Genomic DNA, 22,129 nt, shown 5'->3' on the forward strand with positions numbered 1-22,129 from the left:
TTTGTTTTTAAGGATGAGAAAAAGACAATAATAATATTATCTTACAAAAACCAGCAATTTTTAAAATCTAATTATGTGGAAAATGTCGTTTTATATTCGCAGAGCAAAGTTGCTTTGCGTTTTTTGCGCGGATTAAAATATATATGTAAGGAGGAGAGCGTAAATTAAAAAAGTTTTATGGAGTAGTTTGAAAGATGATATAGGGGCAAGATATAGAAAAGACATGCTAGCCGATATGATTGTGTCAATTTTTGGTGGGTTTGAATAGATTATTTTCACCAAATTAAAACAGGATTTCTCAAGCACTGCGAACAAATTTTCATTACTGGACTAAATGAAAAAGCCAAAGAGAGGCTTGGAAATAGCGGACAATATAATCAAATTGATGAAGCGCATATCTTTTTATAAACATTCATTATGCCGAAATTGCTTTAAATCAAGAGAATAGATAGCTTTTGTCAGTTGAATCCTAGTTATGGTACACTTAATAAATAATGAATATTGGAGGCAACCAAGTTATGGAACAAATGCAAGATAAAATAATAAAATTAGTACATAAATCACTACAGTATAAACCAAATCAAATTAATGCAGTCATAAAATTAATGGAAGAAGGCAATACTGTTCCATTTATTGCTCGTTACCGAAAAGAAATGACTGGTAGCTTGGATGAAGTTGAAATTCGTGATATTGAAGAAACATTTGAATATGTTACCAAATTAGAAAATCGTAAAGAAGAAATAATTCGTTTGATTGATGAGCAAGGAAAATTAACTGATGAACTTAGAAATGCCATTATTAAAGCCGAAAAACACCAAGCGTTAGAAGACTTATATCGCCCATATAAACAGAAAAAACGTACGAAAGCAACTATCGCCAAAGAAAAAGGTTTAGAGCCTTTAGCGAACTGGTTGATGAGTTTTCCAACTAACGCTGATCCATTAGCAGAAGCGGCGAACTATATTTCCGAAGAAAAAGAAGTTGAGTCAGCTGAAGCAGCCTTACTTGGCGCGCATGAAATTATCGCAGAACAAATCAGTGATGAACCAACTTTCCGTGAATGGATTCGTAATTTTACACGTAAATTTGGAATGGTAGAAGCAAGAGGGAAAAATATTGAAGCCGATGAAAAAGGCGTTTATGAAATGTATTATGAATTCAATGAAATGATTGGCAAAGTAGCAAGTCACCGCGTTTTAGCATTTAACCGTGGAGAAAAAGAAGATATTTTACGTGTACAAGTACAAGTAGATACGACTAAAATCTTTGCTTATTTATTTGAAAAAGTGATTCAGAACCGAAATTCCAATACACGCCCATACGTAGAAGAAGCAATTTTAGATGCGTATAAACGTTTTATAGGTCCAGCAATCGAGCGCGAAATTCGCGGAGAACTAACAGAAAAAGCAGAAGAACAAGCAATTCATATTTTTTCGGAGAATTTGCGTAAATTACTCTTACAACCACCTCTAAAAGGAAAAATAATTCTTGGAGTCGATCCAGCTTTTCGAACTGGTTGTAAATTTTCTGTACTAGATAAAACTGGAAAAGTGTTAGAAATCGGTGTGGTTTATCCACATACAGCTAAAGCGCGCCGACCAGAAGCTAAGCAAAAAATTGCAGAAATTTTGTCCACCTATCAAGTAGAAGTTATTGCTATTGGAAATGGTACTGCTTCTCGTGAAACAGAGCAGTTTATCGTCGAAGTAATCCGTGAGTCTCATTCAAATGCTTATTATTGTATCGTTAATGAAGCAGGAGCAAGTGTTTATTCGGCAAGTGAAACAGCACGTGAAGAATTTCCGGATTATCAGGTAGAAGAACGTAGCGCTGTTTCTATTGGTAGACGTTTACAAGATCCACTTGCTGAACTTGTGAAAATCGACCCTAAATCTGTTGGTGTAGGTCAATATCAACATGATGTGGCCCAAAAACGCTTAAATGAAACACTCACATTTGTTGTAGAAACAGCGGTTAACCAAGTAGGCGTAAATGTAAATACTGCCTCTGCTTCACTTCTACAATATGTTGCTGGATTAAATAAAACGGTAGCCAATAATATTCGCAAATTCCGGGAAGAAAATGGCTCTTTTACATCTCGAAAAGAGTTGAAAAAAGTACCTCGTCTTGGAGCAAAATCATATGAACAAAGTATTGGTTTTTTACGAATTTTAGAAGGTGAAAATCCGCTTGATCGTACTGCAATTCACCCGGAAAGCTATAAAGCAGCAGAACAAATCGTTAAAGCTGCTGGTTTTAATTTAAAAGATATTGGTAGCGCAGAGTTAAAAGAGGCGCTTCAAGCTTTAAGTGTACCGGAAGAAGCAGAGAAACTAGCAATTGGTAAGGAAACGATGCGTGATATTATTGATAATTTAATTGCACCAGGACGCGATCTTCGTGATGAGCTTCCGGCACCACTTTTAAAACAAGATGTTATTTCGATGGAAGATTTAAAACAAGGAATGGAATTACAAGGTACTGTTCGTAATGTGGTTGATTTTGGAGCCTTCGTTGATATTGGTGTCAAACAAGATGGACTTGTGCATATTTCAAAACTTAGCAATTCCTTTGTTAAAAATCCAATGGACATTGTTTCAGTTGGAGATGTTGTCACTGTTTGGGTGGATGAAGTAGATATGAAGAAAAATCGTATTGCACTAACAATGCGGAATCCAAACGGAAGTGTTAAATAATGAAACAAGCAGAATTGCAGCAACACATGGAAGAAGTGTCGCTGCAATTTTTCCACAAAGAATTTCGCCACCAGGCAAGCTTTAATAATAGACTGCGCACAACTGGAGGTAGATATTTACTTCAAAGCCACAATATCGAAATGAATCCCAAATATCTTGAAAATTTTGGATTAGCATATTTTATAGATATTATGAAACATGAATTATGTCATTATCATCTACACCTAGAGAAAAAAGGGTACCAACATCGAGATAAGGATTTCCGGGAATTACTAAAAAAAGTAGGTGCACCACGATTTTGTGCAACAATACCACGAGAAATAACTATGCATGAATATACATGCGAGCATTGCAAGAAATCCTTTTTAAGACAACGACGTTTTAATGTAAATCGTTATCGCTGTGGGGCTTGCCAAGGTAGATTAAGAGAAACTGGCTCCCAAAAAATTTATACAGAAAATGCTTAAAAGTCTTGCTTTTTAAGCGTTTTCTGCGTATACTTATGGAAGTCAGATAATTCCACAGTAGCTCAGTTGGTAGAGCAATCGGCTGTTAACCGATCGGTCGCAGGTTCGAGTCCTGCCTGTGGAGTTTGGGGAAGTACTCAAGTGGCTGAAGAGGCGCCCCTGCTAAGGGTGTAGGTCGCTCGCGCGGCGCGAGGGTTCAAATCCCTCCTTCTCCGTTGAAACAAAAGTCAGTAATCTAGAATTACTGGCTTTTTTATATGGAACTAAAAAACGAATCTCTCTTACTTTTCAATTTGCCCAATTAACTGGTTTTATGATTGCCCGAAATTATAAGGAATTTCAATGCAATTTTTTTCTAAAAGGATTTGCTGTTCATGCAAAATAAATTTGGCACACTTAAATTAAAATTATGCCTGATTGTAGCAACTATGCAAACTTTACAGTAGCGTTAGGAATTGGTTAAGCTTTCCAAGCGAATGGGAGGAGGCAAGTTTCTCTATGAAAAATTAAAAATTACTTGCAATAATTTTCGCTTCCTTGATAGCATTTTTCTTTATTTTATTAGTGTCATTTGACGATTTCGTAACACCTTCAATAAAAATAGCTTGAACATCCTTTACACCAAAGAAGGCTAATATTGTTTTAATATAAGAAAAGCCGTGCTCTTCGCCTTGCGATATACCGGTATGATAATTTCCTCCCGAAGATTGAATGCATAATGCTTTTTTTCTAATAAAAGTCCTTGTGGCCCCTCTTTTGTAAATTTAAATGTTTTTCCTGCGATAGAAATATTGTCAAAATAAGCCTTAAGCACTGGAGGGACACCAAGATTCCAAAGAGGAGTTGCAAAAACATATTTGTCTGCATGGATAAATTGATCCAAGTTTGCCGTCATCAATTGAACTTTTCGTTGATGTTCTTCATAAAGTTCATCGTATTTGACTGTTCCAAAAACGCTCCCTAAAATTGCTTGATCCAGAAAAGGAATTTCTGTTTTAAATAAGTCTAGCTCTTCAATTTCGTCATTGGGATTTAATCTTTTATATTCTTGAATGAATTCTTGTCCAACAGATAAACTAAATGAATCATTGACGGTTTTTACATTTGCTGCGATATATAATATTTTTGCCATTTGCTAATAGCCTCCGATTTTTAATGTGATGTTGTTTGCCGGCTTACTTGCTTGTTGCATCAACTGATGTTATCATTTTAACAGTTATTTTCATTTGCACAAAAATGCACTTTTTTGTAAGGTACTACCTAAAATGATAGTAAGGAGAAAATTATGAATCGAGAAAAAAATTTTAATTGCCCGGTTGAAGCACCTATTTCTTTCATTGGTGGAAATTTAAAGCTATTATTCTTCATTACTTAACAAACTATACTTTACGTTTTAATGAATTACAAAAACTTGTTTCAAAAGCTACTCCTAAAATGCTTACACAGCAATTACGAGAACTTGAAAGAGATGGGTTAATTAGTCGGAAGGTATATCCGGTCGTTCCTCCAAAGACAGAATACGCTTTGACAGATTTTGGGCGGAGTTTAACGCCAATATTAAAAGCTCTTTGTGACTGGGGTACAATTTATATAGAGAACGATTGGACTTGGATTGCCACAAATCCTTCTTAAAATAACATGATATAGTTAACCTAAATATACACAAAGTCAATATTATAGGTATTTTTTTAAAAGATATCTTAAAACTAGATGGCATAGCTATAGTTTTAAGGTGTTTTTTTATTTGGAAAATATTATTAGTAGAGATCCATTTTTATTTAAAGTTGGGTTTCATAAATAAAGTTGTTATAATAATAAAAAGGTTTCAAGAAAGGAATAGATATGGATAATAAATTAGCATTTTCAACGATTGATGAATATATCGAAGGGATGCCGCCAGAAACACAAGCAACTCTACAGCGAATTAGAGAAACTATCCAAGCCGTCGCTCCTGAGGCAACCGAAAAAATTAGTTATCAGATGCCAACGTTCTATTTTGAAGGAAATCTTGTTCATTTTGCGGTTGCAAAAAATCATTTTGGTTTTTATCCAGCGCCCAGTGGTATTGTTGCTTTTGAGTCTGAAATAAGTGAATATAAACATTCTAAAGGAGCCGTTCAATTTCCGATTAATCAACCAGTTCCATACGATTTAATAACAAAAATGGTTACTTTTCGACTAGCTGAGAACAAACAAAAAGCAGCAGAAAAGTTAGCAAAAAAAAAGAAAAAATAGTAAAAAAGCTTTCTCCTTAAAGGGAGGAAGCTTTTTGTTTGGTCATTTATATATAAAAGACTAGACATTTAATTTAAAATGAGTATAATAATAAATAGAAAACGTTTTCTTTTTAGAAATATATCATGTTTGGGGGAAGTAAATTGAATAAGTTTATGGAGTTACTTGGGGAGAAATTAATGCCTTTTGCTGCAAAACTGGGAGAGAATAGGTATTTAACAACATTACGAGATGCATTTATGTTGGCATTCCCACTAACTATGTTTGGTTCGATTGCTGTTGTTTTAATGAATTTACCATTTTGGAGCGATGAGACAAAAGCGGTATTGCAGTTATACCTTGGAAATGCACAAAGCGCCACGATGAGTATTATGACTGTTTTTGTTGTTTTTGGAATCGGGTATTCTTTGTCTAAATATTATAAAGTGGAAGCGATTTACGGGGGTGCTGTTGCCCTTGCTAGTTTCTTGATTTTAACGCCATTTTTCTTTAATAGTCCAGATGGAGAACTTATTACTGGAGCTCTTTCACTTGATCGCCTCGGAGCAAAAGGAATGTTTATCGGGATGATTAGCGGTTTTATTGCTGCAGAATTATATCGTTTTTTTGTTCAACGCGATTGGACAATTAAAATGCCAGCAGGAGTTCCACCAGCAGTAGCTAAATCATTTGCAGCACTAATTCCGGCAATTTTAACATTAAGTATCTTTTTAATAATTAATGTTATTGTACAATTCTTCTTTAATACAAACTTACATGATGTTGTTTATACAGTTATTCAAAAGCCATTAGTAGGGCTAGGTTCTGGAATTGTTCCAACTTTAATTGCGCTATTTTTTATTCAAGTATTGTGGTTTTTCGGGCTACACGGGCAAATTATTGTCAACTCGGTGATGGATCCAATTTGGAATACTTTAATGCTGGAAAACTTAGATGCATATAAGGCTGGGTTACCATTACCGCACATAGTTACCAAACCATTTATGGAAGTATTTACGGTAGGTATGGGTGGCTCTGGGATGACTCTAGCAGTTGTAATTGCGCTAGCATTTCTAATGAAAAGTAAGCAAAGTAAAGAAATTGGTCGATTAGCACTTGGACCAGGACTTTTTAACGTAAATGAACCGGTACTTTTTGGGATGCCGATTGTATTAAATGCGACAATATTAATTCCATGGATTATTGCACCACTTATCGTAACAGCACTGAATTATTTTGTAATGGCTGCTGGGATTGTTCCAACTCCAACAGGGGTTGCTGTTCCTTGGACTGTACCAATTGTAATTAATGGTATTCTTGCAACTAACTCATGGCTAGGAGGTGCACTTCAAGTAGTAGATTTCTTTATTGTCTTAGTCATTTGGTACCCATTCTTAAAACTGATTGATCGTGCTAATATTGCAAGAGAATCAGAAGCAGTTGAAAAATAAGTTATGTTTTGTTATTCGATATGCTATAATTTGATTTGACATGGCTAGACATTTTTAATTTCGAATGAAGGAGCGGTCGAATTGGTTAAGTATGAAATGATAGCAGCTGATATTCGCGATAAAATAAACGACGGTACTTATCCACCGGAATCTATTCTTCCTGATCAAGTTAGTTTATGTGAAACGTATGATTGTAGTAGAATGACAATAAAAAAAGCATTTGATGTGTTAGCGCTCGAAGGTCTCGTTTACAGGCAACGAGGAGCGGGAACTTTTGTTATGAAAAATGCGCTTGCGAACAAACAAGATGCTAGTTTACGAGAGTATGATGGACTTACCAAAATGATGGGTGATAATCGCATTACAAGTAAAATTATTGCATTCGACATCACCTTCCCTGATGAAAAAACGCAAGAACAACTTTTAATTAAAGCGGATCAGCCTGTTTATAAATTGATTCGTTTACGCCTTTTGGATGGAAAACCTTATGTATTAGAACATACGACTATGCCCGCAGATCTTGTCCCAGGTTTAACAAAAGAAATTTTACATCATTCAATTTATGCGTATTTACAAGAGTCACTTAAGCTTGTTCTTAGCGGCGCATTTCGAAAAATTAATGCGGATAAGCCGTCTAAGTATGATAAAGAATATTTGGCTTGCGGAGAACATGATCCAGTGCTTGAGGTGGAACAAGTCGTTTATTTAAAAGATGGAAGACCTGTTGAATATTCAAGATCTAGACATCGCTATGATACAAGAAGTTTTATTATGGTTGATCATCGCGAAAAGTAAAATAAAGTCAGAGAGAATACGCTCCTCTGACTTTATTTTTATAGGAAAAATGTATAAAAAATCCTCTGCAAATAAATTTAAAAATATGAAATAAAATTAAGGAAATGCGTTGACAGTGTCTCAAATTATGTTATAATAAAAAAGCTGGTGTAAGAGAAATGAATTTTTATTGAATATATATTCATTTTTTAATTTTTCTCTGGCCCGTTGGTCAAGCGGTTAAGACACCGCCCTTTCACGGCGGTAACACGGGTTCGATTCCCGTACGGGTCACTTTTTATTCATTTTATATACATATGGTTCCGTGGTGTAGGGGTTAACATGCCTGCCTGTCACGCAGGAGATCGCGGGTTCAAATCCCGTCGGGACCGCTCTTAAAAGAATTCAAGTTTAACTTGGATTCTTTTTTATAGTCAAAATTGGACAACTATTTTTATTTGAGCTATAATCTTATTAATCGGATAAGAATTGTAAGATATAAATTGGAGGAATAAACAATGGATTTAGTGAAAAACGGAAAAGTATTAGAACTCGTGCATCCAAATGGCAATTGGCCTTTAATTAAAGAAGAGGGTTTTTCGCCAGTTCAAATAACCGTTGCGGCAGTTGCAGCTTGTAGTGGCTATGTATATCAAACTTTGCTAGAAAAGAAACGAATAGAGGTAAATGATCTTAGCCTTCATACAGAATATGAGCAAGATCAAGAAAGTGCTGTGCATGTTATAACAAAAATAAATGTTACTTTTACTGTTGACTTAGTAGATAAAAACAATGAAGCAAAGGCAGCAAAAGCCGTTCATTTAGTGAAAGATGCTTGCCCAGTTGCTAAAAGTTTGGATCCATCCATTGAAATTAACGAAATAGTTGTCTTTAAATAATCTCTGAAAGGACTGAGCAAAAAAAGCTCAGTCTTTTTTTTGTATCTAGTGTGGCTTGCTTACTTCAAGAGAAGCATTTATACTGAAAGCAAACTAGCAAACGAGGTGGCTTGAAATGGAAGAAAAGACAATAGTAGAGAAACTCCGACTAACAAAATTTAAAGAAGCAGTGATTCTGGATGCACCAACGGATATGGACTATTTTCAGCATTTACCAAGTTATGACAAACAATTGGCTAATAAGCAATATGATTTAATTTTTAAATTTGTAAAAACGTTAGATGAATTAGTTGTATTTATTAACCAAGTGATTACAGATAATCAACTTTTAGCGGATGGGTATGTGTTTATTGCCTATCCTAAAAAAGGAAATAAAAAATGGGATACATATGTTCACCGTGATGAGCTGATGCCAGCGCTTAAAACAGACGAGGAAGGATACATTGGACAAAGTAACTTGAAATTTGCTCGAATGGTCGCGCTTGATGAAACTTATACAGTTGTTGGAATGAAAGAGGCAACAAAGTTAAAAATAAAAGGTGTTAAGAAAAATAATCCTTCCGCCGATGAATATGCCGATTATGTTCCGCAAGTGGTAGCTTTTTTAGCGGATAAAGGAGATTTAGCAACTTTTTATAGTAATTTAGCGACTGGTTATCAACGAGTCTGGGCGAGGTATATTTATTCTGCCAAACAAGCAGCTACACAAGAAAAAAGGCGACTGGAAATGGTAGATATATTAAGTCAAGGTTATAAGACCAAAGAACATTTTAGACAAGGGAAAAAGTAACCAAATATTTTTTTGGTTATTTTTTGCGTTTGAAACAGCTTCCTTATGTAAAAAAACATAAGCATGTTAGAATAGAGAGGAAATGAATTGTAGAAAAAATCTTGGTGAACCGAAAAAAGGGGACGTGCAGGATGGCGAATTATATTAATAAAGCAAGGCGCCAAATTGACTTTGATCCATTTGATTTACGAATAGTTGCTGTGCCAGAAGTAGTAGCGGTTACTTTTAAACCACGAAACGAGCACACATTGCTTATTCGTATTGCGGATGTCGGCGCAACCTATCAGCCATTAAAAAATGAATCACTTTTCGAAGCTATTTTGCCAGTTCACTTTAACGATATAAACGAACAAGATGATTACTGGGGATTAAGTGAGAAAGAAGAAGCAGAGATGAAACTCTTTAATGAAGCGCATCGGGAAATGATTTATAAGTTTATTGACGCACATCCAGATTTCACTCAAATCATTGTCCATTGTCATGCTGGAGTAAGTAGAAGTAGTGCTGTTGCCATGGGTATTGCTGAGCATCTTGGTGACAATGATACGTTTACTAAACTCCAAGAAATCAAACGTTATTTACCAAATCCGCGGGTTCTCACAATAATGCGAGGCGAGGCGTATTTATAGAAATGAAGAAAAGTTAGGAGAGATTCGTATGGAAAGTCATTATGATTATATTGCAATCGGTGGGGGAAGTGGCGGAATTGCTTCCATTAACCGAGCTGCGATGCATGGAGCAAAATGTGCATTAATTGAACCGAAATTTTTAGGAGGAACATGTGTAAATGTAGGCTGTGTTCCTAAAAAAGTAATGTGGTATGGTGCGCAAATAAAAGAAGCAATGGATTTATATGCAGATGCTTATGGTTACAAAGTAGATGCAACTTTTAACTTCCAAAAATTAGTGGAAAATCGTGCCGCATATATTGAGCGAATTCGTGGCTCTTATAAGAATGGTTTAGATAATAATAAAGTTGATTGGATCAAAGGTTACGCAGAGTTTGTAGATAAAAATACATTAAAAGTTAATGGAGAAATAATTACCGCAGATCATATTTTAATTGCAACTGGAGGAGAACCAGTATTTCCTTCTATTCCAGGCGCTGAATATGGAATTACTTCAGATGGCTTTTTCGCCCTAAAACAACTACCAAAAAAAGTAGCGATTGTTGGTGCTGGTTATATCGCAGTTGAGCTTGCTGGCGTTTTACAACAACTTGGATCAGAAACGCATTTATTTGTACGTAAACATGCACCACTTAGAAAGTTTGATCCTATTTTAACAGATACATTAACAGAGATAATCGAAGAATCAGAAATGACATTACATAAACACGCTACTCCTCAAAAAGTTGAAGAAAACGCGGATGGAACGAAGACTTTATTTTTAGAAGACGGACGAACAGAAACAGTCGATGTACTTATTTGGGCAATTGGACGAAAACCTGTAATACATGGTTTACAAATTGAAAAAGCTGGTGTAGAACTGCTAAAAAGTGGACATATAGCTGTAGATAAATTTCAAAACACGAATGTTCCTGGTATTTATGCAGTTGGTGATGTTACTGGTCAATATGAATTAACCCCTGTTGCAATTGCAGCTGGTAGACGTCTATCAGAACGGCTTTTTAACAATAAAGAAAATGCGCATCTTTCCTATGAAAATATTCCAACAGTCGTATTTAGCCATCCAGCAATAGGTACAGTAGGTTTAACTGAACCAGAAGCCATCAGTAAGTATGGCAAAGAAAATATCAAAGTATATACATCTAAATTTACTTCTATGTATACAGCGATAACAGATCACCGTGAACCTTGTCGAATGAAATTAATTTGTGAGGGAAAAACAGAACGGATAATCGGTTTACATGGTATTGGATATGGCGTGGACGAAATGATTCAAGGCTTTGCTGTTGCAATTAATATGGGAGCAACCAAAGCAGATTTCGATAATACGGTCGCTATTCACCCAACCGGATCAGAAGAATTTGTTACAATGAAATAAGAAATAGCTTATGGAGGAGGATTACTTAAATGGGGAAAAAATTATCACTTTATTTTGTAAGACATGGACAAACTTTTTTAAATAAAAACTTACGGATGCAAGGCTGGGCCGATACACCACTTACACCAGAAGGAATTGAAGTGGTGAAGGAAAGTGGTCGTGGACTTGCTGAAACAGAATTTGTAGCCGCTTATTCCAGTGATTTACACCGAACAATAGCTACAGCCGGCTACCTTTTAAAAGAAAACAAGCATGCGTTTGGTCTAACATTAGAACCGCTAAGTGAATTTCGAGAAACTTTCTTTGGGTCTTATGAAGGCGAAAAAGGCGATGTTGCATGGAATGAAATTGCGAAACATATGGGGTATGCAAGCCAAGAAGAACTATTTCAAAAAGCAGATGTTCGCGAAACAATGAATGGGACAAAAGCAGCTGATCCAACAGGTGATGCAGAAGACTTTATGACTTTTTGGACGCGTGTGGAACAAGGATTTTTACATGTGATTAATCGTCACCGCGAAACAGGTGGAAATGTTCTAATTGTTGCACATGGTAATACTATTCGTAATATTGTTCATGAACTTGAACCGTCGCTTGATGAGGCAGTAATACTGGATAATGCAAGTGTAACGGTGCTAGCATATGAAAATGGTTTATTTAAATTAGAACGATTAAATGATACTTCTCATTTTACGAAAGCATAAAAATAGCGCTTTAGGAATTAATCCTAAAGCGCTATTTTTATGCTTTTGGTGCAGGTGGATCAGGTGGATTATTTTCTAAGGCCAGTTCGTCTCGCCTTAATTTAATTAAACGGTTAACATTGAGGATAACAGTTTTAACAACTGCATATACTGGTACACCTAAAATCATTCCAAAAATACCAGCCAAATTACCAGCTACGATTAAAATGATAATAATGGTTAATGGATGAATGGATAATGATTTACCCACAATATAAGGAGAGAGTAAATTAGAATCAAGTTGTTGCACAATCGTTACAACAACAATAACAAGTAATGCTTGAAGTGGCGAAGTGAAAAGCGCCACGATGACTGCAGGAGCTGCTCCAATAAAAGGTCCGAGATAAGGGATAATGTTTGTTGCACCGGCAATTAAACCAAATAATAATGCATAAGGCTGTCCGATAATTAAATAACCAACAAACGTAAACAAACCAACTACTAAACAGTCAATTGCTTGGGAACTAATATAAGTTGAAATAGTTTTGTTCATTTCTTTAATGATTTGTTTAGCTTCCTCACGAATTGCCGCTGGGAAGAAATTACCAGAAGACTCTACAAACTTATGACCATCTTTAAACATGTAAAATACGATAAACGGTACGGTAACAAGAATCATTACAAAACTAGAGACGAATGAAATAATGGCACCAAAGCTAGAAGCTACACCATCTACTACAGCTGACATAATTTTCGGCAGGGAGATATTTAATTTATCTAATTCAGCTTTTAAGTCAATTCCCTGGATGGATGGATTATTTGAAACACTCTGCAACCATTTTTCAAAATCTTGCCAATATGCAGGAATTGCTTTAGCAAGCTCGGTTACTTGATTAGCAAGTGTTGGTCCAAGTTGCATAACCGCAAGAACGACAAGTGTAATAAATGCAATGAAAATAATAATAACACTAAGAATTCGAGGTACTTTTCTTTTTTCTAGAAATAGTACTAATGGGTTAAATAAATAGAACAGAAAGCCTGCAACTAAAATTGGCATAAATAAAGTAGAGACGATAATGCCTATTGGTGAAAATATGTATTTCATTTGGAGCAGGATAAATACAACTGCGACAACAGCTAAAATCTCAATTGTCCAAAAGAACAGTTTACTATCCCTAAAACGTGAAAACTTCAAATTTTTCCCTTCTTTCTAAAACCTTTTTGTTATTTTTTATAGTACCATTATCTGCTTTAAATAGCCACTGAATTTACTATGATTGACTAGTAGTTATATTTGTTATACAATATATATAACAGTTTAGAGAGAGGTGTTTCTATGTTACTTGCAGTGGATCTTCAATCAGATGAGCCAATTTATACCCAAATATGTGACCAAATTATTGAAGGAATGGCCAAGCGAGAACTTTTGCCAGGGGATAAACTTCCATCAGTAAGAAGCCTCGGCGCGGATATTGGTATTAATTTTCATACAGTAAATAAAGCTTATCAAATATTAAAACAAGGCGGGTTTATTCAAATTCATCGGCAAAAAGGGGTAGTTATCCATCCAGATGGTGTCCAGAAGGCGGATGAGCAATTTTTAGCTAAGCTACAAAGTAAATTAAAGCCACTTATTGCAGAATCGGTTGTTAGAAGTGTAACAGAAGAAGAATGGATAAAAATAAGTAAGGCGATTTTTGAGGACTTGAAAGGATTGAACTAAAAATGGAAATTATCATATATATTTTTGTTAGTATAACTATCATTTCATTACAAGCAATTACACCATATATAATTCGAAAATCAGAATGTTTTGGTGTCAATGTAGGAGAACGGTCAAATCGAAAAGCTGACTTAAAACAACTAAAAAAACAATATGTCGGGCAAGTTTCTTTATGGACAAGCTTTGTAGCTATCATCGGAATTGCTCTATTGCAAGGATTTCATATGAATGAAGCTGCCCAAGCTGCAATTTTTATTGGGTCCATGTTTTTACAACTGATTGTATCATTTATTATTTACTATCGGTTCCATAAAACGACGCTCCAATGGAAACGAGAAAAAATCATGTCTGGAGAAATCTCGACAAATTCTATCGTAACAGTAGATACGAGTTTCCATCGCAGGAAAATGGTAATCTCCTATACTTGGTTCATTGTGCCACTGCTTATTTTTATTATTACACTAGCTATTACAGTCGTATTTTATCCGCAAGCACCTATGGAGTTTCCAACACATATGGATTTACAAGGAAATATAACGAGTACAACAGAGAAGTCGCCGAGAAGTGTCTTATTTTTCCCAATGCTACAATTAGTGATGATTGCTGTATTTCTATTTATCAATTTTGTTATTGCGAGAAGCAAGCAAATCGTTGAAAATGAAAATCCAGCAGACTCTTTAAAAAGAAATATGCTTTTTAGACAAATATCTAGTAAGTTTATGTTAATTATGTGCACAATTTTAATTATTGATTTCCTTGTGATCCAACTCGTCTTTTTATTGTCTTTACCAATTGAAATGATGATTACTACGATGATTATTTCGCTCATAGTTATTATTTTAGGAGTGATTTTGCTTGCTGTTAAAGTTGGGCAAGGCGGCAGTAGATTGAAATTTTCAACTGAACCAGACGGAGTGAATAAGCCAATTCGTGATGATGACTCATTCTGGAAAGCAGGCGTTTTTTATTTCAATCGCAACGATCCAGCCTTATTTGTTGAAAAACGCTTTGGTATTGGTTGGACCATAAATGCAGCTCGTCCAGTTGCTTGGTTATCTTTCCTTTTTATTATCGTAGCTATAGTTTTAATCAGTCTGTTGTTTTAAGTTAAGCAGATTGGGGTATTTACTATATGTTATATTTAAAAAAACAAACATCTTCTGGCGTCATATTCTTTTAAAAAAGGAGTAGATAATCATGGCGATTAAATCAAAACGACTAGAAGAATGGGAAGGATTTACCGGTATAGCACTTGTTCGTCAAGGGCTGGAAACGGAAGCTTTTCGAGCAGAAGTAAAATTAGCATTTCGACAAATGCTCCATTTAGCTGAGGAGTTAGATGATTTCTCCGAGCAAAAAATAGTTTACGGGATTTCAGTGCATAATATAGAAGATGGCTTAACGCACTATGCTGTTCTTCCTGTAGAGCAAAAATACACTGAATTAAAAGATCCGTTAGAGTGGATTGAAGTTCCAGCGCATACTTACTTTGTTGCCGAACACATTCCAGAAACAGATTTAAACGAAAGCTATCAACAAATTGCTAATGCGATTAAAGAGAAAAAATATAAACCTTATATCACAGCAAATAATCCGATTTTTGATCCACTACCTTTCAAATTAGAAGTCTATTCTAAAGAGGTGGGACAAATCACCAATATTGAAATTAGAATCCCTGTAATAAAAGAGCTTGATACGCAAAATGATGCCTAGGACATTTGTTCTGGGCTTTTTTATACTAGCAAGCTTTTTTTGATTGTGCTATAATAATAACGCTATTTTGTGATTATTTTAACAAGAAAGAAGGGATTCATGTGGGATATTATAGCCCGCAGGAAGTAACAGAGATTACTATTGAGAAAGGAACCCAAAAAGCGAATTCTAGTACATTAACGCTTGTTTTACTCGGATTTTTGGGCGGTGCATTTATCTCACTCGGTTACTTATTATACATACGTGCAGTTGGAACGATGCCTCACGAATGGGGAAGTTTTGCTACGCTAATAGGAGCAAGCCTTTTTCCAGTAGGGTTAGTATGCATCTTACTCGGTGGAGGAGAGCTAATTACCGGAAATATGATGGCGGTAGCGATTGCATGGTATGACAAAAAAATATCTTTTCAACAATTACTTAGAAACTGGGCAATTGTATCAGCAATGAACTTAGTAGGAGCCTTCTTTGTGGCTTATTTCTTTGGACATTTTGTTGGACTAACAGAAGGAGACTTTTTACCAAAAACAATAGCGACTGCTGGAGCTAAAGTTAATGACCCATTTTGGGTAGCATTTGTATCAGGAATAGGCTGTAACTGGTTTGTTGGTATAGCTGTATGGTTATGTTATGCAGCTAAAGATTTCGCTGGAAAAATTCTCGGGATTTGGTTCCCAGTGATGGCTTTTGTTGCTATTGGATTTCAACACGTTGTTGCCAATATGTTTATTATCCCAGCCGCAATTTTTGCAGGGTACTATTCATGGGCAGATTTCATTTGGAACGTAATCCCAGTTTATTTAGGAAATGTAGTTGGTGGAGCAATATTTGTTAGTTTGTTTTATTTCCTAGCATATAAGAAAAACGCTCCCAAAAAAGTAAAAGAAGAAGTACATCAGCCAATTGAAGAAAGTTAAAGAACGAAGCTATCTGTTTTTTTTTAATAGATAGCTTTTTTGAAAAGTTATTAATTAGTTGAAAAAGCAAGTTTATATATTATTAGGAAATGAGTTTTATGATTAATTTTTTTGTAAAAACTTTATTTTAGAAAGAAATCCTCTTCGTTAATTACGGAGGGGATTTTTCCTATTACTAGGAAAAAAATGTATTTGTAAGCGAATACAAAGGTTTATATAATTAGACTAAGTTAAAGAAAGGGAGGATACAGATGAAAAACATTTTACTTATTTGTGGTTCAGGAGCTTCCAGTGGATTTATGGCAGCTGCAATTAGAAAAGCGGCGAAGAAACAAGGAGAACAAGTTACAGTAAAAGCAGCAAGTGAGTCTCAAATCGACGAACGAATTAATGAAATTGATTACTTATTAATTGGTCCACATTTGTCGTATATGTTAGATGATTTAAAAGAAAAAGTGAAAGATAAAGACGTATTAGTAACTGTTATTCCTCAGGCTACTTATGGCTCTTTAAATGGTGAAAAAGCCTTGGAACTAATTTTGAATATGGAGGGATAAACAATGAACAACAAAGTGATGGATTTTATGACGAATAAATTTGCTCCAAAAGTAAATAAAGTTGTTAAAAATCCTTGGGTATCTGCAATACAAGATGCAATTATGTCGGCGCTTCCACTCGTTTTTGTCGGTTCTTTAGTTACCATTGTCTCTTTACTTAAAAATTTATTTCCGAAGATGCCTGATTTCTCGATGATTAGTAACTTTTCTTTTGGAATGTTTGGTTTAGTAGTTTCCTTTTTAATTCCTTATTATGTGATGGAAAAGAAAGGAAATAGCAGCCAAAAATTAATTGCTGGTGCGACTGGACTAGTCCTATTCTTAATGCTTTTATTTCCAACAATAACAGCGGATGGAAATGCAGTGTATATTTTATCTAGATTTGGAGCAACAGGGATGTTTCTATCAATCACTACTGGTTTATTTGTCAGCGTAATAATGAATTTTGCTGCAAAACGCTCTCTGTTTAGTGAAGACACACCAATTCCAGATTTTGTTGTTGGTTGGTTTAACAGTCTTTTACCAATTACATTTATTTTAATAGTTGGCTGGTTAATTACGGTACAGTTTAATATTGATTTCTTTGAAGTGATTATTGCTGTATTTAGTCCATTAGCTTCGATTGTACAATCTTATCCAGGATTTGTATTATCGGTATTTATTCCCGCATTTCTTTATACGTTTGGGATTTCTGGTTGGGTCATGATGCCAGCAATTTATCCAGTATATATGGCTGGACTTGCAGCAAATTCAGAAGCAGTAGCTAATGGTGGAACAGCTACAAATATTGCTACACAAGAAACAGTCTATGCTTTAATTTCTATTGGTGGCGTTGGAACGACATTATCACTTTCTATTATGATGCTAATTTTAAGTAAATCAATCCAATTAAAAGCAATCGGAAAAGCCGTAATCGTCCCATCAATTTTTAATATTAATGAACCATTATTTTTCGGAGCACCCATTGCATTTAATCCATACTTAATGATTCCAACTTGGATAAATGCCTTCTTAGTGCCTAGTATTGCATATTTTGTTATGACAGTTAATTTAGTCAATATACCAGCACAATCATTCTTACTTTGGTATATGCCGTACCCGGTAACTTCTTATTTAGCAACACAAGATTGGCGAGGAATTATTGCCTGTTTAGCGATTATTGTTATCACGTGGCTTGTATACCTACCATTCTTTAAAGCATATGATAATTCTTTACTTAAAAAAGAAAAATTAGAAGCACAAGAAACAAATCAAGAAATGGCTACAAATTGATTGGAGGAACCAAAATGTCAGAGCAAGACTATATAGAAGAGACAGATAGTTTGAATGAGCTATCAATGAATATATTAATTCATGCAGGAAATGCAAGAAACGATTTAGTACATGCTTTGAATTTTTTAGAAGAATTAGATTTTGACAAAGCAGAAGAAAGTATCCAAACAGCAAAAAAAGAAATTGTTATCGCACATGGATTACAGACAGATACACTCCAATTAGAAGCGTCAGGTAATCAAATTCGCTATTCAACCCTTTTCTGCCACGCACAAGATACATTGATGACAGCGAAAAGTGAAATTTTAATTGGTGAACACATGGTTAGACTATTTAAAAAAATGAATAAATAAATGAAAAAATAGGAGGTACAATTATGTTTGAAAATTATAAATTTCCGAAAGATTTTCTTTGGGGAGGAGCAATTGCAGCCAATCAGGCAGAAGGAGCTTTTCAAGTAGATGGAAAAGGAATAAGTTTGGCAGATTTACACAAATACCATACGGATAAAACCAATGAAGAAATTAGTGAGGAGCAAATTAAAGGGGTTAGTTTAGCAGATATAAAAGCAAATATAGTCGATAAAACTAGTTATTATCCAAAACGCCACGGCATAGACTTTTACCATACTTACCCAGAAGATTTAGCCTTGCTTGCAGAAATGGGCTTTAAAACATTCCGCACATCCATTGATTGGACACGAATTTTCCCAACTGGAGAAGAAGAGGAGCCTAATGAAGCCGGATTAAAATTCTATGATGATTTAATTGATAAAATTATTGAACTGGGTATGGAACCAATTATTACTATGCTGCATTACGAAACACCTGTTGAGATTGTTTTAAAACATGGTGGCTGGCATAATCGCAAAGTAATTGATTTATTTGTTAAATACGGAAAAACCATATTAGATCGATATAGTAATAAAGTAAAATATTGGATTGTTATCAACCAAATTAATTTAATTCAATTTGAACCATTTAACTCAACAGCTATTCCAAATGATGCCGTGGATGATTATCCGTCAGCTACATATCAAGCCATCCACAACCAATTTGTTGCAAGTGCAAAAATTTATGAATATGGAAAAACAATAAATCCTAATTTAATGATAGGAACGATGCTTGCCGATTGTACAGCGTATCCATATTCTTGTGAGCCAGATGATATTGTTCTAGCAATGAAACGCAATCGAATGGAATACTTCTTTGCAGATGTACAATTCCAAGGCGAATATCCACAATATGCACTTAATTATTTTGCTGAAAATGGAATAACAATAGACATTAACAAAGAAGACCAAGAAATTTTACGCAACAATACAATGGATTATTTAGCTATTTCATACTATTATTCTCAAATGGTAGACTCTAAGAAAAATGACTTAGATCCAGCATCCAGAACGCCAAATCCACACTTAAAAGCTAATCCTTGGGGCTGGGCAGTTGATCCAAAAGGCTTATATAACGCCCTATCACAATACTGGGATAGATACCATAAACCAATCATCATCGCCGAAAATGGTTTTGGAATGTATGACAAAGTAGAAAATGGCGAAGTAAATGACGATTACCGAATTGATTATCTAAAAGCACATTTACAAGAAATGAAACGAGCGATGTATGATGGTGTAGAAGTGATTGCATACTGTGCTTGGGGACCAATTGATATTGTAAGCTGTTCCTCTGCACAAATGGAAAAAAGATATGGCTTCATTTATGTTGATTTAGACAACGAAGGACATGGTACAGGCAAAAGACTTAAAAAGAAAAGTTTTTCATGGTATAAAAAAGTAATAGAGTCTAATGGGGAAGATTTAGAAGCATGATTTGATAAGGCCAGTTGTAACCCTCATACAACTGGCCTTATCTATATAGGGGGTACCGGAAAAATGGATACGCAAAAAGAAATACTAGCTTATTTGTCTAAACATACAAATAAGTGGGTTACCTCAAATGAGTTAGCAGATTTTTGTGAATGCACGACACGGACGATTCGTTTGAAAGTTGTTAAAATAAATGAAGCAAAACCAGATTTAATTAAATCGAATCAACAAGGCTACCAGCTAAATGAAAATGTAAAATTAGAATTACCAGTGGAAAATGACTCAACAGAGCGAAAATCGCTATTATTACTACAACTAATTAAAAATTCAACCAAAGGCGTTGATTTATTTGATCTCGCTGATATTTTATATATTTCAGAAGTTACTTTAAAAAAAGACATCCAGCAATTAAAAAAAGAACTTAAAGATGTAGATGTTCAAATCGTTATTAGTAAAAATAGAATTAAACTGCTTGGGAAAGAACGCGCCAAACGAAAATATATGATTTCCTTATTATATGAAGAAGGTGGCTACAAGGAAAGCATCAAAGGGCATATTCAAGAAATGATTGGAGCTATTTCTATTGATAAACTACAAAATATTGTCGGAGAAGTGCTAGCTAAGGAATCCATTACAACAAATCAGTACTCTATGATGAATATAGTTTTACATTATGCAATTAGTATGGTGCGCATTCAGCAAGGAAATACACTCATTGAAACCAAAAGTGCGCTAATAAAAAAAGCATCAAAAGAATATCAAATATCAAAGAAAATCGCTGGAATAATTTCCGAAGAATACCAACTAGATTTTTCTGAAGAAGAAATCAAACAATTAGCGCTACTTTACGTGGGATTACAAAATGAAAAATCAGCCAATGCCAATCAAGCAGAACTAGAAAAATTTGTTGATAGCAAAATTATTCGTGCTTTAGAAATAGCCCTTACCAATGTTTGGGAAACCTACTTAATTGATTTACAAAATGAACAGCTTTTTATTAAATTAGCTATTCATATCCAAAGTTTATATTACCGAGCTCGTTATAAAACCTATACAAGAAATTTAAGTTTGTTAGACATCAAAACTTCCTACCCAGTCACTTTTGATATTGCTGTGTATATTTCATCGGTACTACAAGAAAAATTGGATATTGACTTTAATGAAGATGAGATTTCCTTTATCGCCTTACATATTGGTTCCTTTTTAGAAAGTCAAAATCGGGATCATGTTAAATTAAAAATCGGATTACTGGCAGATGATTATCATGATTTACGAATGAATATGGTCAATAAATTACATGAACTATTTGAAAAAGAAGCAGAAATTAAAGTTATTAAAAAAGAAGTAGCCGCAAAAGATTTAGATATATTACTTACAACGAATCGAGATATCGCTTTAGAAAAAGCAGGGTCTATTTTTATTCATCCATTGCTAACAAATAAAGACATTAAAAAAATCACTAGTAGAATTCACACGAAGCGACGAATTCTGGAAAATAATCAATTAGCCAAGCAAATCGACCGTTATATCGATAAATCACTTTATTCCAACCAAATAGATCCTTCCGAGCTGACCCCGGTAAAAATTAGACTTCAAATGGCAACTAAAATGGAAAAACGAGCCTTTGTGAATAAAGATTTCCATGAAAAAGTAGAAAAGCGCGAACAAATGGCACCAACTAGTTTTCCTTCAGGTATCGCAATTCCGCACTCTATCGAAAATGATGCCAAGAGAAGTGGTGTTTCAATTATGACCCTTCAAGAACCGATTTTTTGGAATGAAGTAGAGGTAAAATTAATAGCCCTCGTTGCTATCAGTAAAAAAGATGCTAATGAATTTAATGATTTTTTTGAGAAATTTGTTGAAATTGTCTCCGAACAGATTAATGCTAAAAGATTATCCATGGCAGAGAGCTTTGAGGAGTTTGTTCAAAAGTTAAAAATGATGATTGAAGAAAATGAATAGTGAAGAGCCGTGTTTTTATAGCATGGCTTTTTTCTATTGAAGAATTAATTAAAGTAGGCTATAATGAAACTATCAAACGAAAAGGAGTGTTATCTTAAGCCAATGAAATTCTAATCCTGCACTATATGAAAAAATGAAGAAAGCTATCACCAATAGGAGATAGAAACTATTTTTTTCGG

The 22,129-nt window shown here is 34.7% G+C and carries 20 protein-coding genes, 4 tRNA genes and 2 pseudogenes; 24 read left to right on the plus strand and 2 right to left on the minus strand.

What is annotated here, in order from left to right; genetic code table 11:
• The first annotated feature begins 518 nt into the window (after nt 1-518).
• From HCJ50_RS00755 to HCJ50_RS00770, 4 genes are all read left to right on the plus strand, one after another.
• On the plus strand, nt 519-2,696 hold the full coding sequence (locus HCJ50_RS00755; protein ID WP_185348439.1) for a Tex family protein: 2,178 nt from the start codon (nt 519-521) through the stop codon (nt 2,694-2,696).
• Nucleotides 2,696-3,163, plus strand: a complete 468-nt coding sequence (locus HCJ50_RS00760; RefSeq protein WP_185348437.1) for a SprT family protein — start codon at nt 2,696-2,698, stop codon at nt 3,161-3,163. Before HCJ50_RS00755 ends, HCJ50_RS00760 begins: the two co-directional genes overlap by 1 nt.
• 51 nt (nt 3,164-3,214) lie before the next feature.
• Nucleotides 3,215-3,287, plus strand: a tRNA-Asn gene (locus HCJ50_RS00765).
• Between the two features lie 3 nt (nt 3,288-3,290).
• Nucleotides 3,291-3,378, plus strand: a tRNA-Ser gene (locus tag HCJ50_RS00770).
• Nucleotides 3,379-3,669: 291 nt separating this feature from the next.
• On the opposite strand, the pseudogene HCJ50_RS00775 reads toward HCJ50_RS00770, so the two are convergent.
• Nucleotides 3,670-4,295, minus strand: a pseudogene (locus tag HCJ50_RS00775) (FMN-dependent NADH-azoreductase).
• Nucleotides 4,296-4,448: 153 nt separating this feature from the next.
• Between HCJ50_RS00775 and HCJ50_RS00780 the strand changes: the two are divergent.
• From HCJ50_RS00780 to HCJ50_RS00830, 11 genes and pseudogenes are all read left to right on the plus strand, one after another.
• Nucleotides 4,449-4,795 (plus strand): annotated as a pseudogene (locus tag HCJ50_RS00780) (winged helix-turn-helix transcriptional regulator).
• A gap of 210 nt (nt 4,796-5,005) precedes the next feature.
• Nucleotides 5,006-5,398: an iron chaperone gene (locus HCJ50_RS00785; RefSeq protein ID WP_185346533.1), complete on the plus strand. Its 393-nt coding sequence runs from the start codon at nt 5,006-5,008 to the stop codon at nt 5,396-5,398.
• A 143-nt stretch (nt 5,399-5,541) separates the two neighbouring features.
• Nucleotides 5,542-6,828 (plus strand): PTS cellobiose transporter subunit IIC, encoded by a 1,287-nt coding sequence (gene celB / locus HCJ50_RS00790; protein ID WP_185346531.1) that lies wholly within the window; start codon nt 5,542-5,544, stop codon nt 6,826-6,828.
• An 81-nt stretch (nt 6,829-6,909) separates the two neighbouring features.
• Nucleotides 6,910-7,623: a GntR family transcriptional regulator gene (locus HCJ50_RS00795; RefSeq protein ID WP_185346529.1), complete on the plus strand. Its 714-nt coding sequence runs from the start codon at nt 6,910-6,912 to the stop codon at nt 7,621-7,623.
• Between the two features lie 201 nt (nt 7,624-7,824).
• A tRNA-Glu gene (locus HCJ50_RS00800) sits at nt 7,825-7,896 on the plus strand.
• Nucleotides 7,897-7,921: 25 nt separating this feature from the next.
• Nucleotides 7,922-7,994: transfer RNA gene (locus HCJ50_RS00805), tRNA-Asp, on the plus strand.
• Between the two features lie 126 nt (nt 7,995-8,120).
• Nucleotides 8,121-8,501, plus strand: a complete 381-nt coding sequence (locus tag HCJ50_RS00810; RefSeq protein ID WP_185346527.1) for an OsmC family protein — start codon at nt 8,121-8,123, stop codon at nt 8,499-8,501.
• Between the two features lie 115 nt (nt 8,502-8,616).
• Nucleotides 8,617-9,291: a YdeI/OmpD-associated family protein gene (locus HCJ50_RS00815; protein WP_185346525.1), complete on the plus strand. Its 675-nt coding sequence runs from the start codon at nt 8,617-8,619 to the stop codon at nt 9,289-9,291.
• Nucleotides 9,292-9,422: 131 nt separating this feature from the next.
• Nucleotides 9,423-9,920: a tyrosine phosphatase family protein gene (locus tag HCJ50_RS00820; RefSeq protein ID WP_185346523.1), complete on the plus strand. Its 498-nt coding sequence runs from the start codon at nt 9,423-9,425 to the stop codon at nt 9,918-9,920.
• Nucleotides 9,921-9,948: 28 nt separating this feature from the next.
• Nucleotides 9,949-11,298, plus strand: coding sequence for a glutathione-disulfide reductase (gene gorA / locus HCJ50_RS00825; RefSeq protein WP_185346521.1), 1,350 nt, complete (start codon nt 9,949-9,951; stop codon nt 11,296-11,298).
• A gap of 29 nt (nt 11,299-11,327) precedes the next feature.
• Nucleotides 11,328-12,002 (plus strand): histidine phosphatase family protein, encoded by a 675-nt coding sequence (locus HCJ50_RS00830; protein WP_185346519.1) that lies wholly within the window; start codon nt 11,328-11,330, stop codon nt 12,000-12,002.
• A 37-nt stretch (nt 12,003-12,039) separates the two neighbouring features.
• On the opposite strand, the gene HCJ50_RS00835 is transcribed toward HCJ50_RS00830, so the two are convergent.
• Nucleotides 12,040-13,176 carry an AI-2E family transporter gene (locus HCJ50_RS00835; RefSeq protein WP_185346517.1) on the minus strand — a complete coding sequence of 379 codons (1,137 nt, stop codon included), beginning with the start codon at nt 13,174-13,176 and terminating at the stop codon, nt 12,040-12,042.
• Between the two features lie 141 nt (nt 13,177-13,317).
• Here HCJ50_RS00835 and HCJ50_RS00840 point away from each other — a divergent pair, with 141 nt between their 5' ends.
• The 9 genes from HCJ50_RS00840 to HCJ50_RS00880 all read left to right on the plus strand — a co-directional run bounded on the left by HCJ50_RS00840 (nt 13,318) and on the right by HCJ50_RS00880 (nt 21,950).
• The gene (locus HCJ50_RS00840) at nt 13,318-13,704 is read left to right on the plus strand and encodes a GntR family transcriptional regulator (protein WP_185346515.1); all 387 of its coding nucleotides are present in this window, start codon (nt 13,318-13,320) and stop codon (nt 13,702-13,704) included.
• Between the two features lie 2 nt (nt 13,705-13,706).
• Nucleotides 13,707-14,810 (plus strand): DUF1648 domain-containing protein, encoded by a 1,104-nt coding sequence (locus HCJ50_RS00845; RefSeq protein ID WP_185346513.1) that lies wholly within the window; start codon nt 13,707-13,709, stop codon nt 14,808-14,810.
• Nucleotides 14,811-14,901: 91 nt separating this feature from the next.
• Nucleotides 14,902-15,417 carry an effector binding domain-containing protein gene (locus HCJ50_RS00850; RefSeq protein WP_185346511.1) on the plus strand — a complete coding sequence of 172 codons (516 nt, stop codon included), beginning with the start codon at nt 14,902-14,904 and terminating at the stop codon, nt 15,415-15,417.
• Nucleotides 15,418-15,518: 101 nt separating this feature from the next.
• Entirely contained in the window at nt 15,519-16,331 is an 813-nt protein-coding gene (locus tag HCJ50_RS00855) for a formate/nitrite transporter family protein (RefSeq protein WP_185346509.1), read from the plus strand.
• A 251-nt stretch (nt 16,332-16,582) separates the two neighbouring features.
• A complete protein-coding gene (locus HCJ50_RS00860; protein WP_185346507.1) occupies nt 16,583-16,888 on the plus strand; it encodes a PTS sugar transporter subunit IIB in 306 nt (101 codons plus the stop codon).
• A 3-nt stretch (nt 16,889-16,891) separates the two neighbouring features.
• On the plus strand, nt 16,892-18,160 hold the full coding sequence (locus tag HCJ50_RS00865; RefSeq protein ID WP_185346505.1) for a PTS sugar transporter subunit IIC: 1,269 nt from the start codon (nt 16,892-16,894) through the stop codon (nt 18,158-18,160).
• A 14-nt stretch (nt 18,161-18,174) separates the two neighbouring features.
• Nucleotides 18,175-18,513: a PTS lactose/cellobiose transporter subunit IIA gene (locus HCJ50_RS00870; protein ID WP_185346503.1), complete on the plus strand. Its 339-nt coding sequence runs from the start codon at nt 18,175-18,177 to the stop codon at nt 18,511-18,513.
• Nucleotides 18,514-18,536: 23 nt separating this feature from the next.
• Nucleotides 18,537-19,988 (plus strand): glycoside hydrolase family 1 protein, encoded by a 1,452-nt coding sequence (locus tag HCJ50_RS00875; protein ID WP_185346501.1) that lies wholly within the window; start codon nt 18,537-18,539, stop codon nt 19,986-19,988.
• A gap of 63 nt (nt 19,989-20,051) precedes the next feature.
• Nucleotides 20,052-21,950, plus strand: coding sequence for a BglG family transcription antiterminator (locus tag HCJ50_RS00880; RefSeq protein ID WP_185346499.1), 1,899 nt, complete (start codon nt 20,052-20,054; stop codon nt 21,948-21,950).
• The last annotated feature ends 179 nt before the right edge of the window (nt 21,951-22,129 follow it).

This window comes from Listeria immobilis (assembly GCF_014322765.1).
GTDB lineage: Bacteria > Bacillota > Bacilli > Lactobacillales > Listeriaceae > Listeria > Listeria immobilis.

Excerpts from the sequence above, each read along its gene's own strand:
- HCJ50_RS00785 (WP_185346533.1), top strand. The coding sequence starts at position 5,006 with ATGGATAATAAATTAGCATTTTCAACGATTGATGAATATATCGAAGGG.
- HCJ50_RS00875 (WP_185346501.1), top strand. The coding sequence starts at position 18,537 with ATGTTTGAAAATTATAAATTTCCGAAAGATTTTCTTTGGGGAGGAGCA.
- HCJ50_RS00880 (WP_185346499.1), top strand. The coding sequence starts at position 20,052 with ATGGATACGCAAAAAGAAATACTAGCTTATTTGTCTAAACATACAAAT.
- HCJ50_RS00865 (WP_185346505.1), top strand. The coding sequence starts at position 16,892 with ATGAACAACAAAGTGATGGATTTTATGACGAATAAATTTGCTCCAAAA.
- HCJ50_RS00810 (WP_185346527.1), top strand. The coding sequence starts at position 8,121 with ATGGATTTAGTGAAAAACGGAAAAGTATTAGAACTCGTGCATCCAAAT.
- HCJ50_RS00870 (WP_185346503.1), top strand. The coding sequence starts at position 18,175 with ATGTCAGAGCAAGACTATATAGAAGAGACAGATAGTTTGAATGAGCTA.
- gorA (WP_185346521.1), top strand. The coding sequence starts at position 9,949 with ATGGAAAGTCATTATGATTATATTGCAATCGGTGGGGGAAGTGGCGGA.
- HCJ50_RS00840 (WP_185346515.1), top strand. The coding sequence starts at position 13,318 with ATGTTACTTGCAGTGGATCTTCAATCAGATGAGCCAATTTATACCCAA.
- HCJ50_RS00820 (WP_185346523.1), top strand. The coding sequence starts at position 9,423 with ATGGCGAATTATATTAATAAAGCAAGGCGCCAAATTGACTTTGATCCA.
- HCJ50_RS00850 (WP_185346511.1), top strand. The coding sequence starts at position 14,902 with ATGGCGATTAAATCAAAACGACTAGAAGAATGGGAAGGATTTACCGGT.
- HCJ50_RS00845 (WP_185346513.1), top strand. The coding sequence starts at position 13,707 with ATGGAAATTATCATATATATTTTTGTTAGTATAACTATCATTTCATTA.
- HCJ50_RS00815 (WP_185346525.1), top strand. The coding sequence starts at position 8,617 with ATGGAAGAAAAGACAATAGTAGAGAAACTCCGACTAACAAAATTTAAA.
- HCJ50_RS00830 (WP_185346519.1), top strand. The coding sequence starts at position 11,328 with ATGGGGAAAAAATTATCACTTTATTTTGTAAGACATGGACAAACTTTT.
- HCJ50_RS00760 (WP_185348437.1), top strand. The coding sequence starts at position 2,696 with ATGAAACAAGCAGAATTGCAGCAACACATGGAAGAAGTGTCGCTGCAA.
- HCJ50_RS00860 (WP_185346507.1), top strand. The coding sequence starts at position 16,583 with ATGAAAAACATTTTACTTATTTGTGGTTCAGGAGCTTCCAGTGGATTT.
- HCJ50_RS00755 (WP_185348439.1), top strand. The coding sequence starts at position 519 with ATGGAACAAATGCAAGATAAAATAATAAAATTAGTACATAAATCACTA.